The sequence below is a fragment of the Cupriavidus sp. FW305-3-2-15-C-LB2 genome (genome assembly GCF_058787575.1).
In genome coordinates this window covers 1-23,614 of the sequence record NZ_JBYSZW010000010.1, presented here as the reverse complement: position 1 = coordinate 23,614, position 23,614 = coordinate 1, and the positions used below count along the sequence as shown (strand labels likewise).

The 23,614-nt window shown below is 66.3% G+C and carries 22 protein-coding genes; 3 read left to right on the top strand and 19 right to left on the bottom strand.

Annotation, left to right across the window (positions count from 1 at the left end; translation table 11 throughout):
* Positions 1–19: 19 nt before the first annotated feature.
* From AC3WRR_RS09935 to rpoD, 4 genes are read right to left on the bottom strand one after another with little or no spacing between them, the layout of a single operon-like run.
* Positions 20–2,845, bottom strand: a complete 2,826-nt coding sequence (locus tag AC3WRR_RS09935; protein WP_492296825.1) for an Hsp70 family protein — start codon at positions 2,843–2,845, stop codon at positions 20–22.
* Entirely contained in the window at positions 2,820–4,667 is a 1,848-nt protein-coding gene (locus AC3WRR_RS09930; RefSeq protein ID WP_492296824.1) for an Hsp70 family protein, read from the bottom strand. Before AC3WRR_RS09930 ends, AC3WRR_RS09935 begins: the two co-directional genes overlap by 26 nt.
* Entirely contained in the window at positions 4,667–5,251 is a 585-nt protein-coding gene (locus AC3WRR_RS09925) for a DUF2760 domain-containing protein (RefSeq protein WP_010811587.1), read from the bottom strand. Before AC3WRR_RS09925 ends, AC3WRR_RS09930 begins: the two co-directional genes overlap by 1 nt.
* Before the next feature lie 56 nt (positions 5,252–5,307).
* Positions 5,308–7,278, bottom strand: a complete 1,971-nt coding sequence (gene rpoD / locus AC3WRR_RS09920) for an RNA polymerase sigma factor RpoD (protein WP_011615196.1) — start codon at positions 7,276–7,278, stop codon at positions 5,308–5,310.
* 325 nt (positions 7,279–7,603) lie between these two features.
* On the opposite strand from rpoD, the gene AC3WRR_RS09915 reads away from it, so the two are divergent.
* Positions 7,604–8,449, top strand: coding sequence for a class II glutamine amidotransferase (locus tag AC3WRR_RS09915; RefSeq protein WP_010811589.1), 846 nt, complete (start codon positions 7,604–7,606; stop codon positions 8,447–8,449).
* A gap of 53 nt (positions 8,450–8,502) precedes the next feature.
* Here the strand turns inward: AC3WRR_RS09915 and AC3WRR_RS09910 are convergent, their stop codons facing one another.
* The 6 genes from AC3WRR_RS09910 to AC3WRR_RS09885 all read right to left on the bottom strand — a co-directional run bounded on the left by AC3WRR_RS09910 (position 8,503) and on the right by AC3WRR_RS09885 (position 13,646).
* Positions 8,503–8,754, bottom strand: a complete 252-nt coding sequence (locus tag AC3WRR_RS09910) for a hypothetical protein (RefSeq protein ID WP_010811590.1) — start codon at positions 8,752–8,754, stop codon at positions 8,503–8,505.
* 138 nt (positions 8,755–8,892) lie between these two features.
* On the bottom strand, positions 8,893–10,269 hold the full coding sequence (locus AC3WRR_RS09905) for an MFS transporter (protein ID WP_439668850.1): 1,377 nt from the start codon (positions 10,267–10,269) through the stop codon (positions 8,893–8,895).
* Between the two features lie 39 nt (positions 10,270–10,308).
* On the bottom strand, positions 10,309–11,562 hold the full coding sequence (locus tag AC3WRR_RS09900) for an NAD(P)/FAD-dependent oxidoreductase (RefSeq protein ID WP_439671654.1): 1,254 nt from the start codon (positions 11,560–11,562) through the stop codon (positions 10,309–10,311).
* 31 nt (positions 11,563–11,593) lie between these two features.
* On the bottom strand, positions 11,594–11,908 hold the full coding sequence (locus AC3WRR_RS09895) for a non-heme iron oxygenase ferredoxin subunit (protein WP_010811593.1): 315 nt from the start codon (positions 11,906–11,908) through the stop codon (positions 11,594–11,596).
* A gap of 12 nt (positions 11,909–11,920) precedes the next feature.
* The gene (locus AC3WRR_RS09890) at positions 11,921–12,391 is read right to left on the bottom strand and encodes an aromatic-ring-hydroxylating dioxygenase subunit beta (protein ID WP_058697249.1); all 471 of its coding nucleotides are present in this window, start codon (positions 12,389–12,391) and stop codon (positions 11,921–11,923) included.
* Positions 12,392–12,395: 4 nt separating this feature from the next.
* Positions 12,396–13,646 (bottom strand): aromatic ring-hydroxylating dioxygenase subunit alpha, encoded by a 1,251-nt coding sequence (locus AC3WRR_RS09885; protein ID WP_439671655.1) that lies wholly within the window; start codon positions 13,644–13,646, stop codon positions 12,396–12,398.
* A 114-nt stretch (positions 13,647–13,760) separates the two neighbouring features.
* Between AC3WRR_RS09885 and AC3WRR_RS09880 the strand changes: the two genes are divergently transcribed.
* Complete coding sequence (locus tag AC3WRR_RS09880; protein WP_058697247.1) at positions 13,761–14,663, top strand: LysR family transcriptional regulator; 903 nt, start codon at positions 13,761–13,763, stop codon at positions 14,661–14,663.
* Here the strand turns inward: AC3WRR_RS09880 and AC3WRR_RS09875 are convergent.
* Positions 14,660–14,833 carry a hypothetical protein gene (locus tag AC3WRR_RS09875; protein WP_234788153.1) on the bottom strand — a complete coding sequence of 58 codons (174 nt, stop codon included), beginning with the start codon at positions 14,831–14,833 and terminating at the stop codon, positions 14,660–14,662. The two genes, AC3WRR_RS09880 and AC3WRR_RS09875, sit on opposite strands and share 4 nt — an antisense overlap.
* Before the next feature lie 316 nt (positions 14,834–15,149).
* Positions 15,150–16,337 (bottom strand): MFS transporter, encoded by a 1,188-nt coding sequence (locus AC3WRR_RS09870; RefSeq protein ID WP_492296821.1) that lies wholly within the window; start codon positions 16,335–16,337, stop codon positions 15,150–15,152.
* 355 nt (positions 16,338–16,692) lie between these two features.
* On the opposite strand from AC3WRR_RS09870, the gene AC3WRR_RS09865 reads away from it, so the two are divergent.
* Positions 16,693–17,073 carry a hypothetical protein gene (locus tag AC3WRR_RS09865; RefSeq protein WP_010811599.1) on the top strand — a complete coding sequence of 127 codons (381 nt, stop codon included), beginning with the start codon at positions 16,693–16,695 and terminating at the stop codon, positions 17,071–17,073.
* A gap of 50 nt (positions 17,074–17,123) precedes the next feature.
* Here the strand turns inward: AC3WRR_RS09865 and AC3WRR_RS09860 are convergent, their stop codons facing one another.
* The 7 genes from AC3WRR_RS09860 to cyoA all read right to left on the bottom strand — a co-directional run.
* Positions 17,124–17,339 carry a hypothetical protein gene (locus tag AC3WRR_RS09860; protein ID WP_010811600.1) on the bottom strand — a complete coding sequence of 72 codons (216 nt, stop codon included), beginning with the start codon at positions 17,337–17,339 and terminating at the stop codon, positions 17,124–17,126.
* A gap of 61 nt (positions 17,340–17,400) precedes the next feature.
* The gene (locus AC3WRR_RS09855) at positions 17,401–17,940 is read right to left on the bottom strand and encodes a DUF934 domain-containing protein (protein WP_010811601.1); all 540 of its coding nucleotides are present in this window, start codon (positions 17,938–17,940) and stop codon (positions 17,401–17,403) included.
* Positions 17,933–19,672 carry a nitrite/sulfite reductase gene (locus AC3WRR_RS09850; protein WP_439668854.1) on the bottom strand — a complete coding sequence of 580 codons (1,740 nt, stop codon included), beginning with the start codon at positions 19,670–19,672 and terminating at the stop codon, positions 17,933–17,935. Before AC3WRR_RS09850 ends, AC3WRR_RS09855 begins: the two co-directional genes overlap by 8 nt.
* A 27-nt stretch (positions 19,673–19,699) precedes the next feature.
* Complete coding sequence (cyoD, locus tag AC3WRR_RS09845) at positions 19,700–20,077, bottom strand: cytochrome o ubiquinol oxidase subunit IV (RefSeq protein ID WP_010811603.1); 378 nt, start codon at positions 20,075–20,077, stop codon at positions 19,700–19,702.
* The gene (gene cyoC, locus AC3WRR_RS09840) at positions 20,077–20,709 is read right to left on the bottom strand and encodes a cytochrome o ubiquinol oxidase subunit III (RefSeq protein ID WP_058697243.1); all 633 of its coding nucleotides are present in this window, start codon (positions 20,707–20,709) and stop codon (positions 20,077–20,079) included. The genes cyoD and cyoC overlap by 1 nt, the downstream gene beginning before the upstream one ends.
* A 2-nt stretch (positions 20,710–20,711) precedes the next feature.
* Complete coding sequence (cyoB, locus tag AC3WRR_RS09835; protein WP_492296818.1) at positions 20,712–22,688, bottom strand: cytochrome o ubiquinol oxidase subunit I; 1,977 nt, start codon at positions 22,686–22,688, stop codon at positions 20,712–20,714.
* Positions 22,689–22,690: 2 nt separating this feature from the next.
* Positions 22,691–23,614, bottom strand: a 924-nt coding sequence (gene cyoA / locus AC3WRR_RS09830; protein WP_492296816.1) for a ubiquinol oxidase subunit II, incomplete at its 5' end; no start/stop codon positions are given.

Genomic DNA, 23,614 nt, shown 5'->3' with positions numbered 1-23,614 from the left:
GTCGCTTCGCGCTGGTCTGCTACCCCGCGATCAACTTGAGCCCGGCGGGCAGCGCCTCCCCAAACACCCGCCCCTCGTCCGCGGTATTGAGTTCCACCACTTCGCGCACCATGGCAATCCAGCTTGGCGGCGCGTTGGCGGCTTCCAGCCGGCGCACCACGGTTGCCCGGATCTCGTCGGGCAGGTCGCGGCTGCGATCGCCGGTCATGCGCGCGATCTGCACGGCGGCGAACGCTGCCGGCTCGACCTTTTTCCAGTCGAGGGCCAGGATCGCGTCCACCCATTGGGCGGCGGTCCCGGCCGGCACCACGCTGTGCGCGCTGCCGTAGAACGGCCGGCGCGCGCCGATGCGGCCCACGGCCCACCAGCCCTGGCTGTTTTCGGATGGCTTGCGCAGCCGGGCCAGCAGCCATTCGGCCAGTTCGATCTTGGCGTCGGCGGGAATGCGCTCGAGCGAGCCGGCAAGGCGCACCATATCGGCATAGCCGCCCCTGGCGGGCCCGGCGGGCTTCTTGTAGCGGGTGCTGCCGGGTGGCTGCAGGTAGAAGGCCATGTCTTCCAGCAGGCGCAGTTGCGCGCTTTCGTCCAGCCCGCCTGCCGCGCGCCGCCACAGCGTCCACCACTCGGACCAGTTCTGGCTTTCGTTGACGTACTGGATGCCCTGGTCGTACTGCGACCAGAGTTGCCCGACGCGCCATTCGTCGAGCGGATAGCCGAATCCCGGGCGCACGCAATAGCCGGCCAGGTTCAGCCACAGGCGTTCATGGTCGGCAGTGCGCCGCCTGCGCCGGGCGCGTTCCCAGAAGGCGCCGAACAGCTCGCGCAGCACGGCGCTGTCCCATTGCTCGCGCGCACCCAGCAGCTGTTCCAGCTGCGCACGCAGGCGCTTGACCTCCTTGGGGCCGACGTCCTGCGAGCGCGCGCCAAAGGTGCGGTCGATCGCCTCCAGGGCCTGGGGCAGGGACGGGTGTGCCGTATCGGGCGCCGGTGCCGCCTGGGTGTCATTGCCACGCAACTGGAACTCAAGGCGCCATCGCTGCGAGGCATCCGCGATGTCGATGCAGTGGACCTCGAGCGTGCCGACCTCGGTCAGCGAGGCGGTGATCTGCACCGGCGTTTCCCGCGGGCCGCTGGCGCCGCGCGGCGGCACGACGGTGGCGATCGGCGGCAGGCGGATGAAGTCGCCCGCCGACAGGTCGGTCAACTGACCGGGCTGATAGGCCGTGTCGGCGACGGAGGATGCCAGGTGGAATTGCACCGGATGGCCGAGCCGCAAGGCGAAAGTGCGGTCGCTGAGGTGAATCTCGTGGCCTTCCTCAGTGCCGCGCGGCAGCAGGCAGATCCCTTGCGGCCCCGACGCGCCATCATCGAGGACCAGAAAGTAGCTGCGCGGCGAGCCGCCGCCGATGCGCGGGGCCTGCCCGGCACGGGCCCGGGCATACGCGACCGCGCCCCGGGCCACGGCAACGTCGGGATTGTCGTTGTGCAGGACCTGCAGCGGCGCGCCGCGCCACGTGCCCAGCGTGTCGGCGATGCGGCCGGCCAGCGCCTGCGCCCTGAATACGCCGCCGTTGAGGAGCAGGGTATCGGGCATCGGCAAGGCATCGGCCGGCGCCTGTGGTGCGTCCAGTGCCGCCCGCGACTGCGCCGCGTGCTGGCTCAGGAACGCCGCAACGTGCCGGGTCACGGCGGGGTCGGACGCATACGGCAGGCCGAACTCGACAATCGCGCCCCGTGCGCGCCCCGGCCTTTCACTGGCCGGCACCTTGGGGAAGAAGCCGTCGACGATCAGCTGTTCGACCTCCTGCCGCGTCACTTCCACCGAGCGTGCGCCGCCGATCAGCCTGGCGCCCGCGCCCAGCAGCGTCACCGCGACCGAGTCCGGCGCCTGCGCGCCGAGCAGCTGTTCCTTGGCGGCGCGGCAGCGCGCGACCAGCTGCGACAGGCCGGCCGCCGACAGCCGCAGCTGCGCGGCCCCGCCGGCGCCCAGGCGCGCCTCGACCAGATGCGCCAGGCCAAGATCCATGTTGTCGCCGCCGAGCATCAGGTGGTTGCCCACGCCGATGCGGGTCAGCTGCGGCTGCCCGTCCTGCATGTCCACCCGGATCAGGGTGAGGTCGGTGGTGCCGCCGCCCACGTCGCAGATCAGCACCAGGCGGGTTTGCGCCAGGTCGGTGTCCAGGCTCTGGCGATGATGGAACAGCCAGTCGTAGAGCGCGGCTTGCGGCTCCTCGAGCAGGCGCAGCGCGGGCAGACCGGCCAGGCGCGCCGCCTCAAGCGTCAGCGCGCGCGCGCCCTCGTCGAACGAGGCGGGCACGGTGAGGACCACGTCCTGGTCCTCGAGCCGCGCATCGGGAAAACGGTGGTTCCACGCCGCGCACACATAGCCCAGGTAGCTGGCGCTGGCGACGACGGGCGAGATCTTGTCGAGATCGTCATTCCCGCCCCAAGGCAGGATGGCCGCGGTGCGGTCGACCGAAGCATGCGACAGCCAGCTCTTTGCGCTGGCTACGAGCCTGCCGGGCACTTGCGCGCCGAGCGTGGCCGCCAGGCGGCCGAACACGGTCCGGCGCGCGGCGGCGCTGGCGGCGGATTGCCAGGGCAGCTGCAGGTCGTCGCCGCTGAGCTCGCCCGGTGCCGCGTGGTAGCGCACCGAGGGCAGCAGGGGACGGGCCGCGACCTCGCCCGGGCTGACCAGCTGGTCGATATCGAAGACGCGGATATCGTCGGACCCGGCCTTCGCGTAGGCGACGACGGTGTTGCTGGTGCCGAGGTCGATGCCGACGACGTATTGCTTCGTCGCCGGCCCGGCCGCTTGCTCAGGCATCGGCGCTGCCGCGCACATCGAACTCGACCTTCCAGCGCTCAGCGCTGCCGCCGGGCACGGCTTCGAGTTCCAGGGTGCCGGCCTCGGTCACCCGCGCATGCAGCCTGACCGGTACCACTTCGCCCGCGGTGCGGCCTTCGGCCGGCAGGGTCGCCTGGATTTCTTCCAGCTCCTGCAGTTCCTCCGGCCCCCAGTAGTCCAGCAGGGTGCCGACCTGGTCCTGGCGGCGCACCGACGAGCCGAAGAAGCGGAAGTGCACGGGTTCGCCCACCACCAGGCCGAATTCCTGCGGCGGCAGCGCGGCCTCGGTGCCTTCCTCCATGCCGAACGGCGCCACGCACAGGGCCTGGATCGGCGGTTCGAAGCCAGGCACGGCGGGCATCGACGATTCCACGGCGATATAGTAGGCGCGCGCGGTGCCGCCACGAATCCGCACCCCCTTGCCGCGCCGCACGTAGCCGTAATAGGCGGCGCCGCGTGCCACGGCCAGGTCCAGCTCGGCGCCGTCAAGCAGGCGGGCAGGGGCCGCGCCTTCCGCGGCGAGCCAGCCGTTCAGCGTCTGCAGGATGCGGTCCGCCAGCAGGCCGGACTTGAACACGCCGCCGTTGAACAGGACGGCGGTCGGGTGCAGCAAGGTCGCGCCTTCCGGCTGTGCGCTCTGCAAGCCTTCGATTTCGGCCAGCGCCGCCACCTGCCGGCCCAGGAACGCGGCCAGGTGCCGCGTGATGGCCGCATCCTGCGCATAGGGCAAGCCAAGCTGCGTCAGGCCGGCGCGTGCGCGGCTCACCGGGCGGGCCGAGGCCTCGACTTGCGGGAAGAAGCCTTCCAGGATGGTCTGGGTCAGCTCGGCGCGGGTCAGGTCCGTGCGGATCGAGCCGCCGATCAGCTTGGAGCCGCGGCTGGGCACGACCAGGGGCACGGTATCGGTATCCGGGTCGGTCAGCAGCGTTTCCTTGGCCGCGCGGCAGGCATAGGTCAGCGCGCGCAGTTGCCACGGATCGGCCTGCGTGCCCTGGGCCGCCAGCTTGCGCGCCACCACGTGGGCCAGCGCCAGGTCCATGTTGTCGCCGCCGAGCAGGATATGGTCGCCGACCGCAATACGGTGCAGCTCAAGGTTGCCTTCGCGCTCGATCACGGCGATCAGCGAAAGGTCGGTGGTGCCGCCACCCACATCGACGACGAGGATGATGTCGCCGACCTTGACCTGCTTGCGCCATTGGCCGCCGCTTTTCTGGATCCAGCTATAGAGCGCGGCCTGGGGTTCCTCGAGCAGGGTCATGCGGGCATAGCCGGCCGCGGCGGCCGCCTCGGCCGTCAGCTCCCGTGCGGCCGGGTCGAACGATGCGGGAATCGTCACGGTGACGTCCTGCTCGCCAAACGGCGCTTCGGGGTGGGCCTGGTCCCAGGCTTCACGCAGGTGCGTGAGATAGCGCACGGAAGCCTCCAGCGGCGACACGCGCGTCACCTCGGGCGGTGCGTCGTTGGGCAGGACCGGCGCGCGGCGGTCGATGCCGGGATGGCACAGCCAGCTCTTCGCGCTCGACACCAGGCGGATCGGCGTGGCCGCGCCGCGGCTGCGCGCCAGCTCGCCCACGGCGAAGTCGCGCGCGGCGTTCCACGGCAGCGCCAGATCGCCCGGGGCGAGTTCGCTGGCGTGCGGCAGGTACAGGAAGGAGGGCAGCAGGTCCAGGTCTTCGACGGCCCCCGGCGCGGTCAGCTGCGTGATGGGCAGGACGCGCTGGCTGGTCTTCTCGCCATCGCTGGCGGCCAGGTCGACGTAGGAGACCGCGCTATGGGTGGTGCCCAGGTCGATGCCGATGGCATAGCGTGCTTCGCTCATCAAAGCTCCACCTCGGCGGGGGCAATCACGGTGGCGTCATGGCGTTCGGCCACGCGCGGCAGGCGGACTTCCTCGACCTTCCAGCCGCGGTGGCTGATGCTGCCATGGAACGGCGCGCTGCCTACCACGTTGCCGGTCAGGCGGATGGCGGTGGCATCGAAGCCGTCGGCCAGCGTGACGCGGCTGCCCTCGGCTTCCTCGCGCACCGGCCGGATGGTGAAGTGCTCGCGCAGCACCCCGCGGCAGCCATCGTGCACCAGGCGCGCGGCGGCACCGATCTCCGTGTCGGAATAGCGCGCGATATCTTCCTCGACGAAGTCGATGAAGCGTGCATCGCGCTGGAGCAGTCCGAGCAACTGCAGCGCCGCCACCGGGCTGGCTTCCTTCAGCACGGGTGCGGCAGCCTCCGCCACCGGGGCGGGAGCAGGTGCTGATACAGGCGCGGGCGCCGGCGCCGCGGCGAATCCCTCGCCGTCACGCAGGCGCTTGACACCGGCCGCGAGTTCGCGGTTGCCAAGGATGGCGAAGAAGGTGCCCATGGCAAGCGAGACCCTGCCGAAGAAAGATAGGTTCGAGTCAGTCATCCGAAAGCTCCTGTCTGCTCTGTGTCAGTCGGCCAAGCGGCTGTTGCCGGCAAGTATCAGGCGTCGCGCAGATAGGTGATCAGCTGGTCTGCCCGGCTGGGATGCCTCAGCTTCTTCATTGCCTTGCTTTCAATCTGGCGGATCCGCTCGCGCGTGACATCGAACTGCTTGCCGACTTCTTCCAGCGTGTAGTCGGTGGACATATCGATGCCAAAGCGCATCCGCAGCACCTTGGCTTCACGCGGCGTGAGCTCGTCGAGCATTTCGCGCACGACGGCGCGCAGGCCCGCCTGCAATGCGGCGTCGGCGGGCGTGGCCGTGTCCGAGTCGGCAATCATGTCGCCCAGGCTGGTATCGCCATCCTCGCCGACCGGGGTTTCCATCGAGACCGGCTCTTTCGCGATCTTCATGATCGAGCGAACCTTGTCTTCGGTCATGTCCAGGCGCTCGGCCAGCACCGCCGGATCGGGTTCCTTGCCGGTCTGCTGCATGATCTCGCGCGACAGGCGATTGAGCTTGTTGATCTGCTCGATCATGTGCACCGGGACGCGGATGGTGCGGGCCTGGTCGGCAATCGCCCGCGTCACGGCCTGGCGCACCCACCACGTCGCGTAGGTGGAGAATTTCCAGCCGCGGCGATATTCGAACTTGTCGACCGCCTTCATCAGGCCGATGTTGCCTTCCTGGATCAGATCCAGGAACAGCATCCCGCGGTTGGTGTACTTCTTGGCAATCGAGATCACCAGCCGCAGGTTGGCCTGCGTCATCTCGTGCTTGGCCTGGCGCATCTGCCGCTCGGCAGCCAGCATCTTGCGGTTGACGCCCTTCAGGTCGGGCAGCGACAGCGCCGCCCGGGCCTGGATGTCGATCAGCTTTTGCTGGTGCGCCTCGAGGTCCGGCAGGGCCCGCGCGACCGCCGCGCTGTACGGACGGGACTGGGCGACCAGCTCCTGCCCCCAGGCCAGGTTGGTTTCATTGCCGGGGAAGCGGGCGATGACCTCCTCGCGCTCCATCCCGCAGCGCTCGACCAGCAGCTGGACCACCTGGCGCTCGACCGTGCGCACCTCGTCGACCATGGCCTGGACGTTGGCGCACAGGCGCTCGATGGTCTTCGCGGTAAAGCGGATCGTGCGCAGTTCTTCGCGCACCGCATCCCTTGCGGCCAGGAAGGCTGCCGAGCCCGCGCCATTTGCGGCGCTTTCCTGGCACATCAGCTCGAATTGCGCGGTGACACGCGCGAACCGCTTCAGGCATTCCTCACGCAGTTGGGCCAGGGCTTTTTCGTTGCTTTGCTGGGTCGAGCCTTCGTCGTCGGAGTCTTCGGAATCGTCATCGGCCTCGTCGGCACTATCGACGCTGTCGTCGGTCTCGTCAGCTGCCGCCGCCACGGCTGCTTCGGCAATACTCTCGTCGCTCAGGCCATCGACCAGGTCGTCGATGCTGATTTCATTGCTGGCGACCTTGCCCGACAGCTCGAGAATCGCGGCGATGGTGAACGGGCAGGCCGAGATGGCATGCACCATATTGTTCAGGCCTTCCTCGATGCGCTTGGCGATCTCGACTTCCTGCTTGCGCGTGAGCAGCGTTGCCGAGCTCATTTCGCGCATGTACATGCGCACCGGGTCGGTGGTCCGGCCGAACTCGGAGTCCACAGTCGCAAGCGCTACCTCGGCCTCTTCATCGGCCTGGTCGTCCGAGGCCACCACCGGGCCGTCGCTCAGGAGCAGCGTCTCGGCATCCGGCGTCTGCTCATAGATCTTCACGCCCATCTCGGCGAACGTGCTGACGATGCTTTCCATCGCCGCCGTGTCAGTGAAGTTCTCCGGCAGGTGGTCGCTGATATCCGCGTGGGTCAGGTAGCCGCGCTGCCTGCCCAGCTGGATCAGCGCACGCAATTGCTGGCTACGCGCGGCGGCTTCCGTCGATGGATCAGGCTGCGCCGTCGACCCTGCGCTGGTCTGGCCAGGGTCCTTGATTGCGCCTGTTTCTCGTGTTTTAGCTGCCGTTCGTTGTACGCCGCTTGTCATTTACTACTGTTTCCTTCGTGAATCGCGTTTCGACAGCAGCGCGCACGCTGTGCGTGCGCTATCGGGCCTGCTGTCAAGGCTCGTGAGGTATCGGTGCGGCGCGGGCCGATATCGGACGCCGTGACCATTGGAATCGGGGAGGACGCGTATTCTACAGCCATTGCTGCTTCGCAGCGTCAACTCGCCGTATCCCGGTGGAGCCGGCGCACAGTTGAGGGTAGCCGGTGCGCCACAGCTGCGCGTGCTTTGCGTTCGCGCGTTGTCGTCCTACAACTGGAAGTGTGGGCCGGAAGCCACCGGGCCGCACCGGTCAAGGAGGAGCATCATGTGCCGCTGGCTGGCTTACTCGGGCAAATCCGTTCCGCTGGAAACGGTGCTGTTCCAGCCGGAACACTCGCTGATCGACCAGAGCCTGAATTCGCGGCTGGGTCATACCACGACCAATGGCGACGGGTTCGGCGTCGGGTGGTATGGACGTCACTCGGAGGTGCCGTTCCGCTACCGCTGCCTGCACCCGGCCTGGAGCGACACCAACCTGCGCGAGACCGCGCGGGCGGTGAGAGCGCCACTTTTCGTTGCCCACGTGCGCGCAGCCACCGGCACCCCGACGCAGGAGACCAACTGCCATCCGTTCCGCTTCGGCCGCTGGCTGTTCGTCCACAACGGCCTGATCCGCGAATACCCGCTGTTGCGGCGCGACCTGATGTTGGCCGTGGCGCCGCACCTGTTCCGCTGGATCGAGGGGTCGACCGACTCCGAGGTGATGTTCTTCCTGGCCCTGAGTTTCGGCCTGGAGCGCGATCCGGGCGGCGCGCTGGAACAGATGGCCGGGCTGATCGAGGACGTTGGCCACCGTTACGATGTGCAGTTTCCGCTCAACATGACCGTCTGCGTGACCGACGGCCAGCAGATCGTGGCGGTGCGCTATTCGAGCGAGACGGACTCGCGCTCGCTGTTCCACAGCACCTCGTTCCGGCAATTGCGCGCGCTTTACCCGGACGATCCGCGCATCATCGCCGCCGGCGACAACGCCTTCCTGGTGCTGTCCGAGCCGCTGATCGAGGTGCAGGGGGTATGGGAGGAAATTCCCGAGGCGACCACCCTGGTGGCCCGGGGTGGCGAGATCGAGCGCCGCCGCTTCGTGCCGCGGATGCCTTCCCAGTCGGCCTGAGGGCGTAAAGGAGCAAGGGAGCGCGGCAGGATCCGGCTCCGCAGGACAAGTCCTTACTCGTGACCCTTCACGGCCCTCTTGGTCGCGCGATAGCCCTGTTTAGTGGTATCGGCAATCGCATGGCCGGCCGCCTTCGCGCCGCGGCCAATGGCATGCGCGCCGTCGCGCACCGCATGCCCGGCCTGCTTGCCAGCCGATTTGACGCCGTTCTTGAACCCGCGCGCGTCCTCGGCCACCCCCGCGTGCGCCATCGGAGTGGCCAGGGTCACCAATACGAATGCAATGATCGAGGCTCTTGCCTTCATCGCGACAACCTCTTCGATTCTGACTGAACCGGGGTCGGGGCCTGGAAGTGATCCCGACGTGGTTCCCATGAATACATTCTAGCCGTGCCCGCGCCTGTCCCCGGAGCGCTGCCCGCCGGGCCGCGCCGGCCTGGGGAATCAGTTCCGGTCCGCGATGGACAGCCCGACCGGCGACGCAGGCAGCCCGGCGCTCATTTCGTCGTAGCGGGCCGATGCCGAGCGCCTGTGATCGATCAGCAGGACCGCGCCCATGCCAATCACCGCCGGAATGGCGATCGCGATGAAGTTCTGCTGCAGCGGGAGTTCCATGGCGACGAGTACCCCGATGACGATTGGGGCGAGGATGGCCCCGCTGCGGCCGATGCCCAGGGCCCAGCCAAGACCGGTGGAACGGATGGCGGTCGGGTAGAACTGCCCGGTGTAGGCATTGGCGACGATCTGCGTGCCGATCGTCGACGCACCGGCCAGGCCCACCACGACGAACAGCAGTTCAGTCGGCATCCTGAATCCGAGCAGCGTGATCGAGACCGCGGCCAGCGCGTACATGGCGGCGAGCACGTACTTGATGTGGTAGCGGTCGGCGAGCCAGCCGCCGCCCACGGCGCCCATCATCGCCCCGAGGTTGAGGACCAGCACGAAGGTCAGCGCGGAACCCAGGCTGTAGCCGGCGCCCGCCATCAGCCTGGTCAGCCATGAACTGAGCGCGTACACCATGAACAGGCACATGAAGAACGCGATCCAGAACATGATGGTGCTGAAGCCACGGCCCTCGTGGAACAGGTGCCGGATTGGCGCGCTGGCGGCCTTGTCCTGCGCCGGCACGGCGAAGCGGTCGGTGGCCGACCACCGTTGCTCCGGCGCAAGCCTGGAGACGATGCGCCGCAACGCTTCGTGGTCGCCCCTGGCCAGCAGGAACGGCATCGATTCTGGCAGCGACCCGAGAATGACAGGAATGAGGAGCACGGGCAGGCCGGCCGCCAGGAAGACCGACTGCCAGCCGTAGGCCTCGATCAGGCTCTTGCCGAGCAGCGCCGCCAGGACCCCGCCCACGGCATAGCCGCTGAACATCACGGTGACCAGGGTCGCCCGGATTTTCTTCGGCGCGTACTCGGTCATTTGCGCGACCACATTCGGCATCACGCCGCCGATGCCGAGCCCGGCCAGGAAGCGGGCCATGCTGAACAGCAGCGGGTCCTTGACCAGCCCGGCCGCAGCGGTGAAGACGCTGAACAGGGCGACGCAGATCGCGATCGTCCAGCGGCGGCCGATCCTGTCGGCCATGGTGCCGAGGAAGATCGCGCCGAACACCATGCCGAACAGCGCGGAGCTGACCATGAGCCCCGCCTGGGTCGGGGCGACGCCGAGGTCCTTCATGATCGAAGGCAGCGCGATGCCCACGACCGCGAGGTCATAGCCGTCGAAGATGATGATGAGTGCGCACCAGAACAGCACGAGCGCATGGAAGCGGTTGAAGCGGGCCGTGTCGGCCAGCTTGTGGATGTCGATTTGCTGCATGGGGGCTTGTCTCCGGTCGGTCTGTTCTTATGGCTGGGCTTACTGCCTGGACATCGGCACGTTCGGGTCGGCCAGGCGGCTGGCATCGACCGGCTTGCACTGCTCGATGTGGCGGCGCGCGAAGCGCAGGTCGCGCGCGGCGTTGGACCCTAGCGCGGCCTTGACCACGTCGCCGTCGAGGTAGAACAGCACGAAGCTGTCCGCGCCGGGCGTGCCGCGTGCCACCACGCGGTGCGAGGGAAGGGGGATGCCATGGATCTGCAGGTTCATGCCGTACTGGTCTGACCAGAACCAAGGCAGCGGCTGATAGTCGACCGCGAGACCGAGCGCCGCGCGCGCGGCGGCAATGCCCTGTTCCTGGGCGTTCTGCCAGGATTCCAGCCGCAGGCGCCGGCCGGCCCACGGGTTGGGCGTGACCGCGACGTCGCCCGCGGCGAAGATGTCGGGGTCGGACGTGCGGCAACCCGCGTCGACGACCACGCCGCCGTCGCACTCCAATCCGGCTTCCCAGGCAAGCTCGTCGTTCGGCACGAGACCGACACCCGCAACGATGGCGTGGCAAGCCAGCGTGCTGCCATCGGCCAGCTTCACGACGGACCGGCCGCCGGTACCGGGGGCGATGCCGGCGATATTGGCGCCGAGCATGACACGGGTGCCATGCGAGGCATGCAGCCCGAGCAGGTGTTCCGAGACTTCCGGCGGCACGGTGCGCTCGCACAGCCGGCTCTGGGCTTCGAGCACGGTGACCTCGGCACCTTTGCGGCGTGCCGTGGCGGCGACTTCGAGGCCGATCCAGCCGCCGCCGATCACCACGATGCTGCGCCCGGGCCGCAACGCCGGCGCCAGCGCCAGGGCATCGCCAATCGTGCGCAATGTATGCACGGCAGCCGTGTCGACGCCCGGGACGGTGAGCGCGCGGGCCCTGCCGCCGGTGCACAGGATCAGCTTGTCGTAAGGCAGCATCTCTCCGTTGGCTATCTCCAGGCGCTTCGCGGCCCGGTCTATGCGGGTGACGCGCGTGTCCAGCCACCACTCCAGCCCGAGCGCAGCGAACGCTTCAGGCTTGAGCAGCCACGTGCTGGCGGGTGCGGCCTCGCCGGCCAGCACGGCCTTGGATAACGGCGGCCGCTCATGCGGTGGATGGGCCTCGTCCCCGATCAGCACGAGCCGGCCGGTGAAGCCCTCGTTGCGCAGCGTCTGGGCGGCCCAGCCGCCGGCCTGGCCGGCACCGACGATGACGATGGTGGCGGTTGGCGAAACGGGAGTCGCGGTGTCTGAGCGCTCGGAATCCATGGCTGTCTCCTCTGGTTGGTGACGCGACCTCTCAGCCGAGATCGAGGTACACCTTGTCGCCGTCGATCCGGACCGGGTAGGTGCGAATGTTCTCGGTCAGCGGGGCGCACTTCGCAGCGCCGTCGCGGATATCGAACCTGCCCTGGTGAAGCGGGCACTCGATCTCATGTCCCTCCAGGAAGCCTTCGCACAGGCGCGCATGACCATGGGTGCAGATGTTGTCGGTCGCGTAGACGTCGCCGTCCACGCCGTACAAGGCGATCTCCTGGCCTTGCACGGCCACGGCGATGACATCGTCCTGCGGGACGTCGGACAGCAGCGCTGCCTCGATCCAGGTTTCGGTCATGAATCACTCCTGCTAGATGGGGTAGATCAGCGAGTTGGGGATCATCTCGCTATCGAATACGCAGATGCGCGAGGCGAAGCGCAAGCCCGCCGGCGTCCGGACGACGGTGTCGAGGTAGCGGCCAACGTTGTAGACATCGGTCATCTGGTCCGGCTTGGTGCGCAGCACCGCGTAGTTGGTCTCGGCCACGATCCTGTCGCCGTCGGCCTCCCTGATCAGCGGCGCGCCGACAATGTGGCGCTGGTAGTAGGGATCGTGGAACAGGGTCTCGCGAATGCCGTAGATGCGGTCCTTGAGCATGCCCTTGCTTTCGAGCGAGAGCGTTGCCAGCGGCAGGCCACGCTCGTGGTTCTCGCGGGGCTGGACCCGGTAGAGGCAGTCTTCGGTGAAGAATTCCGGCCAGCGGTCCCAGTCGCCGTTGTCCACGGCGCTGGTGTAGTCGGCGAACAGGGAGAGCAGGGCGTAGTAGTCAGTGAAGTCCATGGCGTCAGACCTCCATCACCTTGCGCCAATAGGCGTACATGCCGCGGATCAGGGTTTCGGTCACCATGTGGTCCGTGTTCTCCGCGGTCTTGCCGCCCAGTTCGGCGATCACGCGATGCCAGGGTTTCTGGGAGAAGCCTTCCTGCGAGCATTCGATGGCTTCGCCATCGTCGGCCGACACGAAGCCGGCGGGGCCGAAGAGATTGGCCTGGCGCAGGCGGCGCCGCGTCATCTCCTCGGTGTCGTCCTCGAAGCCGAAGTGCGTCCAGACGAAATCGAAGGAATCCGGGCCATGGGGCTGGATATGGCGCGTGGAGACCGAGTTGACCTGCTGCTGGAAGATCACGCTCGGGAACACCGTCATCATCACGGCGGTAGGCTCTCCCCACCACGGCTCGTGGACGATGTCGAGGACGCGGTCGTCGTGCAGCGCCATCTGGTCCTTGAAGCTGGATACACCGGAGGTCACGTCGCTCTTGCCGCCCTGGCCGCGGGTCGACACCATGGCGGCATGCCGGAAGTGCGGGTCCATCACCAGGCGTGCCTTGTTGTCGGCGCGCCAGAGGCCGAAGGTGACAAACCAGGTATGCAGCAGGCCGGGGTGGTAGGGGTCCTTGATGTTCTCCTGCATGAGCTTCCAGTTGCCCGGAATGCGCTGCTTGTTGTAGCCGAGGACCTTCAGCTTGCGGCCGTTGAAGAGCCGGTCGAAGTAGCCGAGGATATCCGGCCCGAGGTATTCCTCGAGTGATGGAACCTCATGGTCGAACGAGGCAAACACGACACCACCGCGTGTCGCGACCTTCAGTTGCGTGAGCCCGTGCTCCTGCGGCCTGAAGTCGGCGGGCATGCCGCCGTTGACCTTGCCGTCCTGCTTGACCCCGCGACGCAGCGGCACGCCTTGCAGGTTGCCCTTCAGGTCATAGTTCCACTGGTGGTAGGGGCAGTGGAAGTCCTTCCGGTTGCCGCTGCGTTCCCGGCAGAACTTCATGCCGCGATGGGCGCACACGTTTTCGACGACGTTGATCTCGCCGTCCTGGTCGCGCACCAGGATCACGGAACGCTCGCCAAGCGTGGTGCGCTTGAAGTCACCGGGATTCGGGATCTCCGCCTCGAGCCCGACGTAGTTCCAATGACCGCGGTAGAAGCAGCGTTCGAGTTCACGCTGGTATAGCTGTGCATCCGTATACACGCGGAACGGGATGCGGCTGATGCTGTCGTCGGCCCACACCGGGCCGGCTTGCGGGGAGATTGCCATGCTTGTCTCCGGCTATGTCTCTTCGTATGGCAAGGATCATGGTGCACGGAGGAAAATTAACCAATAGAATTCTGGCTATAATGAATATTCATAAAATCAATAAGAGACGGCACCATGGAGCTCAAGGACGTCGATCTGAACCTGCTGGTCGTGTTCGATAACCTGCTGCGGCAGGGCACCGTTTCCGGCGCCGCGAAGACCTTGAATCTGAGCCAGCCCGCGGTCAGCAATGCGCTGGCCCGCTTGCGCACCTTGTTCGGCGACCCGCTGTTTGTACGAAGCAGCAAGGGCATGCTGCCGACACCCCTTGCCGAGGAACTGGCGGAACCGGTTGCCTATGCGCTGGAATCGCTGCAGGCGGCGCTCAGCCACAAGGTGTCGTTCGATCCGCTGCGCAGCGTGCGCGCATTCCGGATCGCCATGACGGATATCGGCGAGGTGCACTTCATCCCGCCGCTAATGGGCGCGCTTGGCGACCGCGCCCCGGGTGTCACGGTAACGACAGTGCGTAATACGGCAGTGGACCTGGCGGCGGAGATGAGCCAGGGAAAGATCGACCTGGCGGTTGGCCATCTTCCTGAACTCGGCACGACGTTCTTTCAACGGCGGCTATTTCGCCAGCGATACGTTTGCCTGTTCCGGCCCGGTCATGCCATGGACAAGAAGACGGTCAGCATGCGCGACTTCGAGGCGGCGGAGCACATCGTGGTCACGGCGGCGGGGACGGGGCATGCCCGGGTCGACGAGATCCTCGCCCAGCACGGCGTACAGCGCAAGATCCGGCTGCGTGTCCCCCATTTCGTCGCACTGGCGGACATCATTGCCACCACCGACCTGGTCGCCACGGTGACCTTGACGTTTGCGGAGCGATGCGCCAGGTACTTCGGGCTCAGGTACGTCAAGCATCCGTTCGCGTTGCCGGAAATCCAGATCAACCTGTTCTGGCATGCCCGGTATCATCGCGATCCGGCGAATCAGTGGCTGCGCGACCAGTTCGTCGGCTTGTTTTCGGATTAGGCGCAGCACTGCTGCTGCGTGGATAAGCTCGTCTCAGCCGCGATCTGCTTGCGTAGTGTCGCGAAGCGCGCTTGCACTTCTTCCCCGAACATAGGATCAGAGCTTTCGGGAGCCGCGTCGGCAATAGCTGCCCAGTCCTCTTGTGTCAGCAACTGGGCAGCGCGCGGCATTGCCTGTCTCTCCTCGGTAGAGAGACGGTTACGGTAGTACACAAGGTACATGGCTGCGGCTGCCTCCAGCGCCGCTCGCGAACTTATAGCGTCTCCCTCCCTGGTGGAATACGCATACCTGCTCTTCCAGTAGGTCGAGCAGACGAGAGAAATTGAGGTGCGCGGCATGCCATACGGCAAGTTGGGTGGACATGGCGCGCTCCTTGGGAACGGGCAAGTACAGGGCTTGTTCGAAGGCCGATTGATTTCAGTCAGCCTTAAGCAGGACAGTAGTCTCCAATTTCCGAGTAGGTCGGATATAGCTCAAGAGATCAGTTCACGGATGCGGGTGCAGCACCTGTCTGCGCGTCATCAGGCAGCTCAGGTTCCCCGACAGGAAAGCCGCCAGCAGCAAGGCACCGGCACTCCAGGCCACGGCCGGAAGCCATGGCAGCAGGTTTGCCAGCAGGGGGGTCTTGCTGGCGCCCGACGACACCAGGGCAATGCGCATGAACGCGGCAACCGCCAAAGCGGCAAATACCAGCCCGGTGTACATCCCTTCGCGGCCGACGTGACCGGCGTCGAGCGCCGCACTGGCCGTCGCGGCGAACATGATTCCCCACAGGCCGCCGGCAAGACACTGCACGGCGAGGATGGCCCCGAGCGAGCCCGCAACTGTGAAGCCGAACAACGACAGGGCGCCAAGGGCCGCGGCGGTCAACAGCAGCGTATAGGGCGGATAGCGCCGCAGCAACGACGTCGCGGGCAGCAGCGTGCCCAGCGCGAAGCTAATCCAGAACACCGGCGTCACGCGCTCCAGCTCGGCAGCCGTGACAAAGCGCAGGTACGCCGGCGCGGAGTTGACGGTGGTGTGGATCTGGAAGCCGAGCGCAAGCACCCAGACCGCGGCAAACAGCAGCCAGACGCGCTTGAGCGCAACGCCGGCTGCCGGCGCGGCGTCGGCATCGTGGCGCGCCGGGCCGGATTCGATCCATCGCAGCGCGGCCACGGCCACCGCCAGCCCCACGCTTGCGGCCAGGAACGGCAGCATGGGCGACGCATCGCGCAGCCGGACCGTCAGCAGCGGCGCCACGGCTCCGGCAAGGCCGACGCCGAGCAGCGAGCATCCCACCAGGAACGACGACGCGGTCGCCGGCAGCCGCCGGGCAATGATTACCATGGGCGGCGCCCGCAACGCCGAAGAGGTGGCTGCCCAGAGCGCGGTCAGGCCCAGCAGCAGCGCTGGTGAAGTTGCCCGGGGCAGCAGCACGAAAGCCAGTGCGGAGATGACCGACAGCCCCAGCATCCAGCCTCCCAGCCTGCGCATCGCGTTGGCGACACGGTCGGCCGCGACGCCCACCGTGAAATCCATGGCGACAAAGATCAACTGGTCCATCAGCAGGATCAAGGCGACGTGCGCGCGCGCGATGCCGGCCTGCGCGGCCAGCTGGGGCAGGAAGGCCACATAGAGGGTCCATGTCACCGCCAACAGGAACTGCACAGAGCAGAAGACCAACGCGCGCATGCCGCCCTCCCGCCTGGATTGACCAACAGCCTATTCCTGTGCTCGACGGCTGGACTGCCGCGCTGAGCCTCCCATAGCAAGGATAGGGCAGCGTCTTGCCATGGGAGTGGCGGATTGTGCAGGTGCGATTGGGCCTCGCGAGTCGCCTGCGGTCCAACAGTCCACGGGAAGTGGCGGGGCGGTACCAACACTAGACCATTTGGCGGCGCACCGGCGCCCACTGCCGCTCCCGCGGCCAAATGAGGGCGCAGTGTCATAAGCGGCCTGTAAGCTGCACTTTTGGCATGACCTGGCCAAGAACTTGCTAGGTCAATGCGTAAGGTCGCAAGCCGGCAGCCATCAGTTGGGAGGAACCATGCAGCACGCACGCATCACCGCGCACAGGGGGATTCTGGTCGTCGAGCTGTTACCTGACGAGGCAAACGACGAGGCCACCCCGACCAACAAGCTCCGCAACCTGGCCACGGTCATTCATGACACAGGGCGGCACCTGGGTGTTTCAGAGGAAGCCCTGGCGCTGCTGAAGCTGGTGAAGCGCGGCCTGGACGCCATCGGCGACTTCGCGTGGTTCAGTAGTGACGATGGAAAAGATCATTTTGCGTGGCTGGGCGGCCCGAAGCGGCTTGTGGATCCCACTGCAGTGGCGGCTGCCCGGAGCTACGCCATACTTGCGCACCGCGTCATACCGAACGAGGTGCCAGAGGGCGCCAGGAAGGCCATCGAAGCCAATTTTTGAACGTGCGGCATCGCTCCGGGCCGGGCCGATCTTTCGAGTGATCCGCGCTGCTAGAACGAGGAGAGTGTCGAGCGATACCTTTCCCAGAGCTCTTGCAGCATGGACTCCGAAGGCGGTGTGATGTCAAAACCGGCGACGTTTCCGAAAACACCGAGAATGCGCGCCCTGAACGAAGCCATATCCGTCGTCGCCTTTGGTGAGCGCTGCGCGATATCGATAATCGTATGCAGCTGCTTGCCCGAGAGTTCGGCGACAGCGGACCACAAGCTATCAGGCCTTGCGCAGGGCTGGACGGGTATGTTTCGTATCGGCGCCCGGCGGCGCTTGCTATCGGCTTGCGGGTCCATAGCTGCGCTGGTACGACGACGAGAACGTGGCCAGCGCGCGCAATGCCGCTGCCGGGTCGTGCCCGGGCTTGAGCGCAAAGCTGTTGAAGCCGCAACGTGCCAGGTAGTGCACGGTGTCGATCATCACGTCACCCACGGCGCGCAGCTCTCCGGTCCAGCCTAGCTGGTGCCGGAGCAGCTGTGCGATCGAATAGCCACGACCATCCGTGTAGACCGGGAAATCGATGGCAATCATCGCGATGCCTGTCGGATCAACGGCCGTGGCACCGGGTTCCAGCAGGGTCTGGGGCTCCGCATCCGGCGACAGGTAGACCGCGAGCGGATACTGTCGAAGCCGATACCGCTGGCGGTGGGTGGTCCAGTTCTCCAGTGTCACCAGGTAGCCGGGCTCGTCGGGGGGGCAGGTGTTGTCGGCGTCTTGCGCATCCCCGATGTGAGCGAGCCAGCTATCCGCGACCAGTTGTCCGTCACGGATGACGTTGCGCCGGTCCTGCCCGGCTAAATGGTCATGGTCAGGCATTCACCGCCTCCTGGCGAGCTCGCCGCGCGCCGCTGTCAGAGTCCGGGTACACGGCGCGCTGGAAGGGTTCTATGCCGATTCGGCCAACCACGTCGACAAAGCGTTCGGCTTCGCTGTCCCGATGCAGCAAATAGGTCTCGATCAGCCGCTCCACCACATCCGGAACCTGCTCCTGTGCAAAGGACGGCCCGATGATGCGGCCGATGGCCGCGCCGCCGGCCGCCACGCCATCCGGGCGGCCCAGGCCGTCGGCGCCGTTCTGCCGGCCGCCGATGGTGATCTGGTACCAGGCCTCGCCGGCCTTGTCGACGCCGAGGATGCCGATGTGGCCGATATGGTGGTGGCCGCAGGAGTTGATGCAGCCGGAGATGTTCAGGTCCAGTTCGCCGATGTCGTGCACATGGTCGAGGTCGTCGAAGCGCTCCTGGATGGCCTGCGCAAGCGGGATCGAGACCGCATTGGCCAGCGAGCAGAAGTCGCCCCCGGGGCAGGCGATGATGTTGGTGATCAGGCCGACGTTTGGCGTGGCCAGCCCGGCGGCGTCCAGCGCCTGCCACAAGGCGTGCAGCCCGCTGCGGCGGACATCGGCGAGGATCAGGTTCTGCTCATGCGACACGCGCAGCTCGCCGAAGCCGTGGCGCTCGGCCAGGTCGGCCATGATTTCCATCTGCTCGGCAGTGATGTCGCCGGGCGCCTGGCCCGCGGCTTTCAGCGATGCCGTGACGGCCGCGTAGCCAGGCACCCGGTGCCGGTGCACATTGCTTTTCAGCCAGAGGCGGAAGGCGCGGTCGGTCTTGGCCAGGTCGGCTGACTGGTCCGGCTCGTCGGCGGCCGCGGCTTCATACGGCGGGATCGTGAAGCGCTCGGCGATGGACGCGACAAAGCCCTCGGACACGGTGTCCGGGCCCCCGCGGATGCGTTGCCACTGCTCGTCCACCTGCGCCCGGAACACCTCCGGGGTCAGGTCCTTTACCAGGATCTTGATGCGCGCCTTGTACTTGTTGTCGCGGCGGCCGTGCAGGTTGTAGACGCGCAGTGTGGCCTGCAGGTAGGTCAGCAGGTCCTGCCAGGGGACGAAGGGGTTGATCAGCTTGCCCACCATCGGCGTGCGGCCCATGCCGCCACCCACCCAGACCTTGAAGCCGGCCTGGCCGTCCTGTTCAACCGCCTGGAGCCCGATGTCATGGACGCCGACCGCGGCCCGGTCCGTCCGCGCGCCACTGATGGCAATCTTGAACTTGCGCGGCAGGAAGGCGAACTCGGGATGCAGCATCGACCATTGCCTGACGATCTCGCACCACACCAGCGGGTTCACCAGTTCGTCGGGAGCAATGCCGGCAAAGTGGTCGGTGGTGGTATTGCGGATGCAGTTGCCGCTGGTCTGGATCGCGTGCATCTGCACCGTGGCCAGCTCGGCGAGAATGGCAGGGGCATCCTCGAGCCGCGGCCAGTTGAACTGCAGGTTCTGGCGCGTGCTGAAATGCCCGTAGCCGCGATCCCAGCGGCGCGCGATCTCCGCGAGCTTGCGCAATTGCCGGGACGCCAGCATGCCGTACGGAATCGCCACGCGCAGCATCGGCGCATGGCGCTGGATATAGAGGCCGTTCTGCAGCCGCAGCACGCGGAACTCATCCTCGGTGAGCTGGCCGCTCAGGAAGCGGCGGGTCTGGTCGGCGAACTGCACGACCCGTTCGTCGACGAGCTTCTGGTCAATGGCGTCATAGACATACATGGTGGAAAGCCTCCTTGCGCGCGAGCGCTAGTCTTTTGCCCGGGCCCGTTCGATGGACATGTCGGTCGGCATCATGTTGATATCGGCGTTGTGCATCACCCACAGCGAGCCGGCCACGACGATGACGATCAGGAAGCCGGTACAGGCAAAGATGGCGGTGTTGCCGCGCTGGCCGGGACCGGTGCCCAGGTGCAGGAAGTACACCAGCTGCACCAGCAGTTGCGCGACACAAAGGCCGACAACCAGCGCGATCGCTGCCTGCGTTGACAGGGATCCGGTCATCACTGCCGCAAACGACGCCATCGTCAGCGCGACCGACAGCAGCAGTCCGATGGTGTAGCTGCGCACGCTGCCGTGCGCGGCCGGCTGGTCCGCGTGCACGGAATGTAGATGGGACGGCTTCATCAAGCGAACTCCCGCAGGTAGACAAAGGTGAAGACACAGATCCAGACCAGGTCCAGGAAGTGCCAGAACAGGCTCAGGCAGGCCAGGCGGCGGCGCACGATGTCGTCCAGCCCGAAATGCCGGATCTGGTGGATCATCACCGCCAGCCACAGCAGGCCAGACGTGACATGCAGCCCGTGCGTGCCGACCAGCGTGAAGAAGGCCGACAGGTAGGCGCTGACGCCGGGGCCCGCGCCCTGGTGCAGCAGGTGCGCGAACTCGTAGACCTCCATGGCGATGAACAGTGCGCCGAGCGCGAAGGTCACCGCCAGCCAGCGGATCATCCGCGGCGCGTCGTCAGTGCCCTGCCTGAGCATGGCCAGGCCGAAGGTATAGCTGCTCAGCAGCAGCACCATGGTCTCGGCGAACACGAACGGCAGCTCGAACAGTTGCCGCCCGCCGGGGCCGCCGGCAGTGTTGCCGGACAGCACGCCGAAGGTGGCGAACAGCACCGCGAAGATCAGGCAGTCGCTCATCAGGTAAAGCCAGAACCCCAGCGGCGTGTGCGCGCCGGCTTCGTGATGGTGGTGCGCCGCGTCGTGGGCCGCCTCGTGCCCGGGATGATGCAGGGTGGGGGAGAGAGTCGGGTTCATGGTCAGGCAGCTTCCTGCAGTTGTGCAAAGCGCGCGCGCTCGATGCGCTCGACTTCGGCGGCCGGCACGTAATAGTCGACGTCGCGGTCATAGCTGCGCACGACGAAGGTCGCGATGGCGCCGACCAGGCCGGCGACGGCGACCAGCCACATGTGCCAGACCAGCGCGAAGCAGCACAGCAGCCCGAACGCCGACACGATGAAGCCTGCCGAGGTGTTGCGGGGCATATGGATGTCCTCGTAGCGCGCAGGCTGGCGCCACGCGCGCCCGGCTTCCTTGTCGTCCCAGTGCTGTTCCAGCGAGGTGATATGCGGCACGTGGGCGAAGTTGTAGAACGGCGCGGGCGAGGCCGTCGACCACTCCAGGCTGCGGCCATCCCACGGATCGCCAGTCAGGTCGCGGTTCTGCTTGCGGTCGCGGATACTGACCGCGAACTGCACCAACATCGCCAGGATGCCGGCGCCGATGACGAAGGCACCGACCAGCGCCACCACCAGGTAGGGATGCCAGTCGACGTTGGCATAGTGGTTCATCCGGCGGGTCATGCCCTTGAAGCCCAGTACGTAGAGCGGCATGAAGGCCAGGAAGAAGCCCGCCAGCCAGCACCAGAACGACACCTTGCCCCAGAACTCATTGAGCTTGAAGCCGAACACCTTCGGGAACCAGAAAGTGATTGCGGCCAGGCAGCCGAAGAGCACGCCGCCGATGATGACGTTATGGAAATGCGCAACCAGGAACAGGCTGTTGTGCAGGACAAAGTCGGCCCCGGGAATGGCGAGCAGCACGCCGGTCATGCCGCCGACCGCGAACGTCACCATAAAGCCGATGGTCCACATGGTCGAGGTATGGAAGCGGATCCGGCCCCGGTACATGGTGAACAGCCAGTTGAACAGCTTCACGCCGGTCGGGATCGAGATGATCGAGGTCATGATGCCGAAGAAGGCATTGACGTTCGCGCCCGAGCCCATGGTGAAGAAGTGGTGCAGCCAGACGAAGAACGACAGCACGCCGATCGAGGAGGTGGCGTACACCATCGACTTGTAGCCGAACAGGGGCTTGCGCGAGAACGTGGCGATGATCTCGGAGAAGGCGCCGAACGCCGGCAGGATCAGCACGTAGACCTCCGGGTGGCCCCAGATCCAGATCAGGTTCACGTACATCATGGCGTTGCCGCCGAGCTCGTTGGTGAAGAAGTGCATGCCGAGGTAGCGGTCGGCGGTGAGCAGGGCCAGCGTGGCGGTCAGGACCGGGAAGATCGCCACGATCAGGATGTTGGTGATCAGCGCGGTCCAGGTGAAGACCGGCATCTTCATCAGGTTCAGGCCCGGCGCGCGCATGCGCAGGATCGTGACGATGAAGTTGATGCCCGTCAGGGTGGTGCCAAGCCCGGATATCTGCAGTGACCAGATGTAGTAGTCAACCCCTGGCGTGGGGCTGTAGCCGAGCTCGGACAGCGGCGGGTAGGCGACCCAGCCGGTGGCCGCGAAGTCGCCGACGAACATCGACATCATCACCAGCACCGCGCCCATTGCCGACATCCAGAAGCTCAGCGAATTGACGAACGGGAAGGCGACGTCGCGCGCGCCGATCTGCAGCGGCACGATCACGTTCATCAGCCCGAGCACCAGCGGCGTCGCGACAAAGAAGATCATGATCACGCCGTGCGCCGTGAAGATCTGGTCGTAGTGGTGCGGCGGCAGGTAGCCCGCGCCATCGCCATAGGCGATCGCCTGCTGGGCGCGCATCATGATGGCGTCGGCAAAGCCGCGCAGCAGCATCACCAGCGCCAGGATGATGTACATCACGCCGACCTTCTTGTGGTCGACCGAGCAGATCCATTCGTTCCACAGGTATTTCCATTTGCCGTAGTACGTAATGGCGCCCATCAGCGCGATGCCCAGCACGATCACGACGGCCAGCGTCCCCATGATGATCGGCTCATGGAGAGGGATGGCGTCCAGGTTGAGTTTTCCAAGCATTCTTATTGCTCCATGCGGCCAGCGGGCGCCGTCGGGACGCGCTGGAAGGCCTGCAGAGATTCCGGGGTGTCCGCGCGGCAGATCTGGCCGTTTTCCAGCATGTATTTGTCGACGACCTGGTCGAACAGCTTCGGCGCGACGGCGGCGTAAAGCGTCACGGGATCCTTGCTGCTGGGCAGTTCAAGCGTGCGGTAGGTCTTCAGGTCGAGCGCCTGGGACGAAGCGCGGGCAGCCTGGATCCAGGCATCGAACTCCTCGCGCGAGGTGGCCAGGGTCTTGAAGTGCATGTCCGAGAAGCCGGGGCCGCTGTAGGCAGCGGACTGGCCGAGATAGACGCCCGGCGTGTCGGCGATCAGGTGCAGGCGCGTCTGCATCCCCGCCATGGTGTAGACCATGCTGCCGAGCTGCGGGATGAAGAACGAGTTCATCATCGATTCCGCGGTCAGCCGGAAATTGACCGGCGTGCCGACCGGGATCGCAAGCTGGTTCAGCGACGCGACGCCGTATTCCGGATAAATGAACAGCCATTTCCAGTTCAGCGCGATCACATCGACCTGGATCGGCTTGACCTGCGATTCCAGGGGCCGATAGGGATCGAGCTTGTGCGTCGAGTCCCAGATCAGCACAGCCAGGCAGGCCACGATGACGCAGGGGATGCCCCAGACCACGACCTCGATCCTGGTGGAGTGCGCCCATTTGGGGGCATAGGTGGCGCTCGTATTGGTCTCACGGTAGCGCCATGCGAACCACAGCGTCAGGACGATCACGGGGATGACGACCATCAGCATGACGAACAGGGAGATCAGGATCAGTGACTTTTCCTGTTCCCCGATGCTGCCCTTGGGATTGAGCAGTTCCAGGTTGCAGCCACTCAGCAGCGCGCTCAGGCAGGCGCTCAGCAACAGGGTGGGAAGACGGCGCTGCGG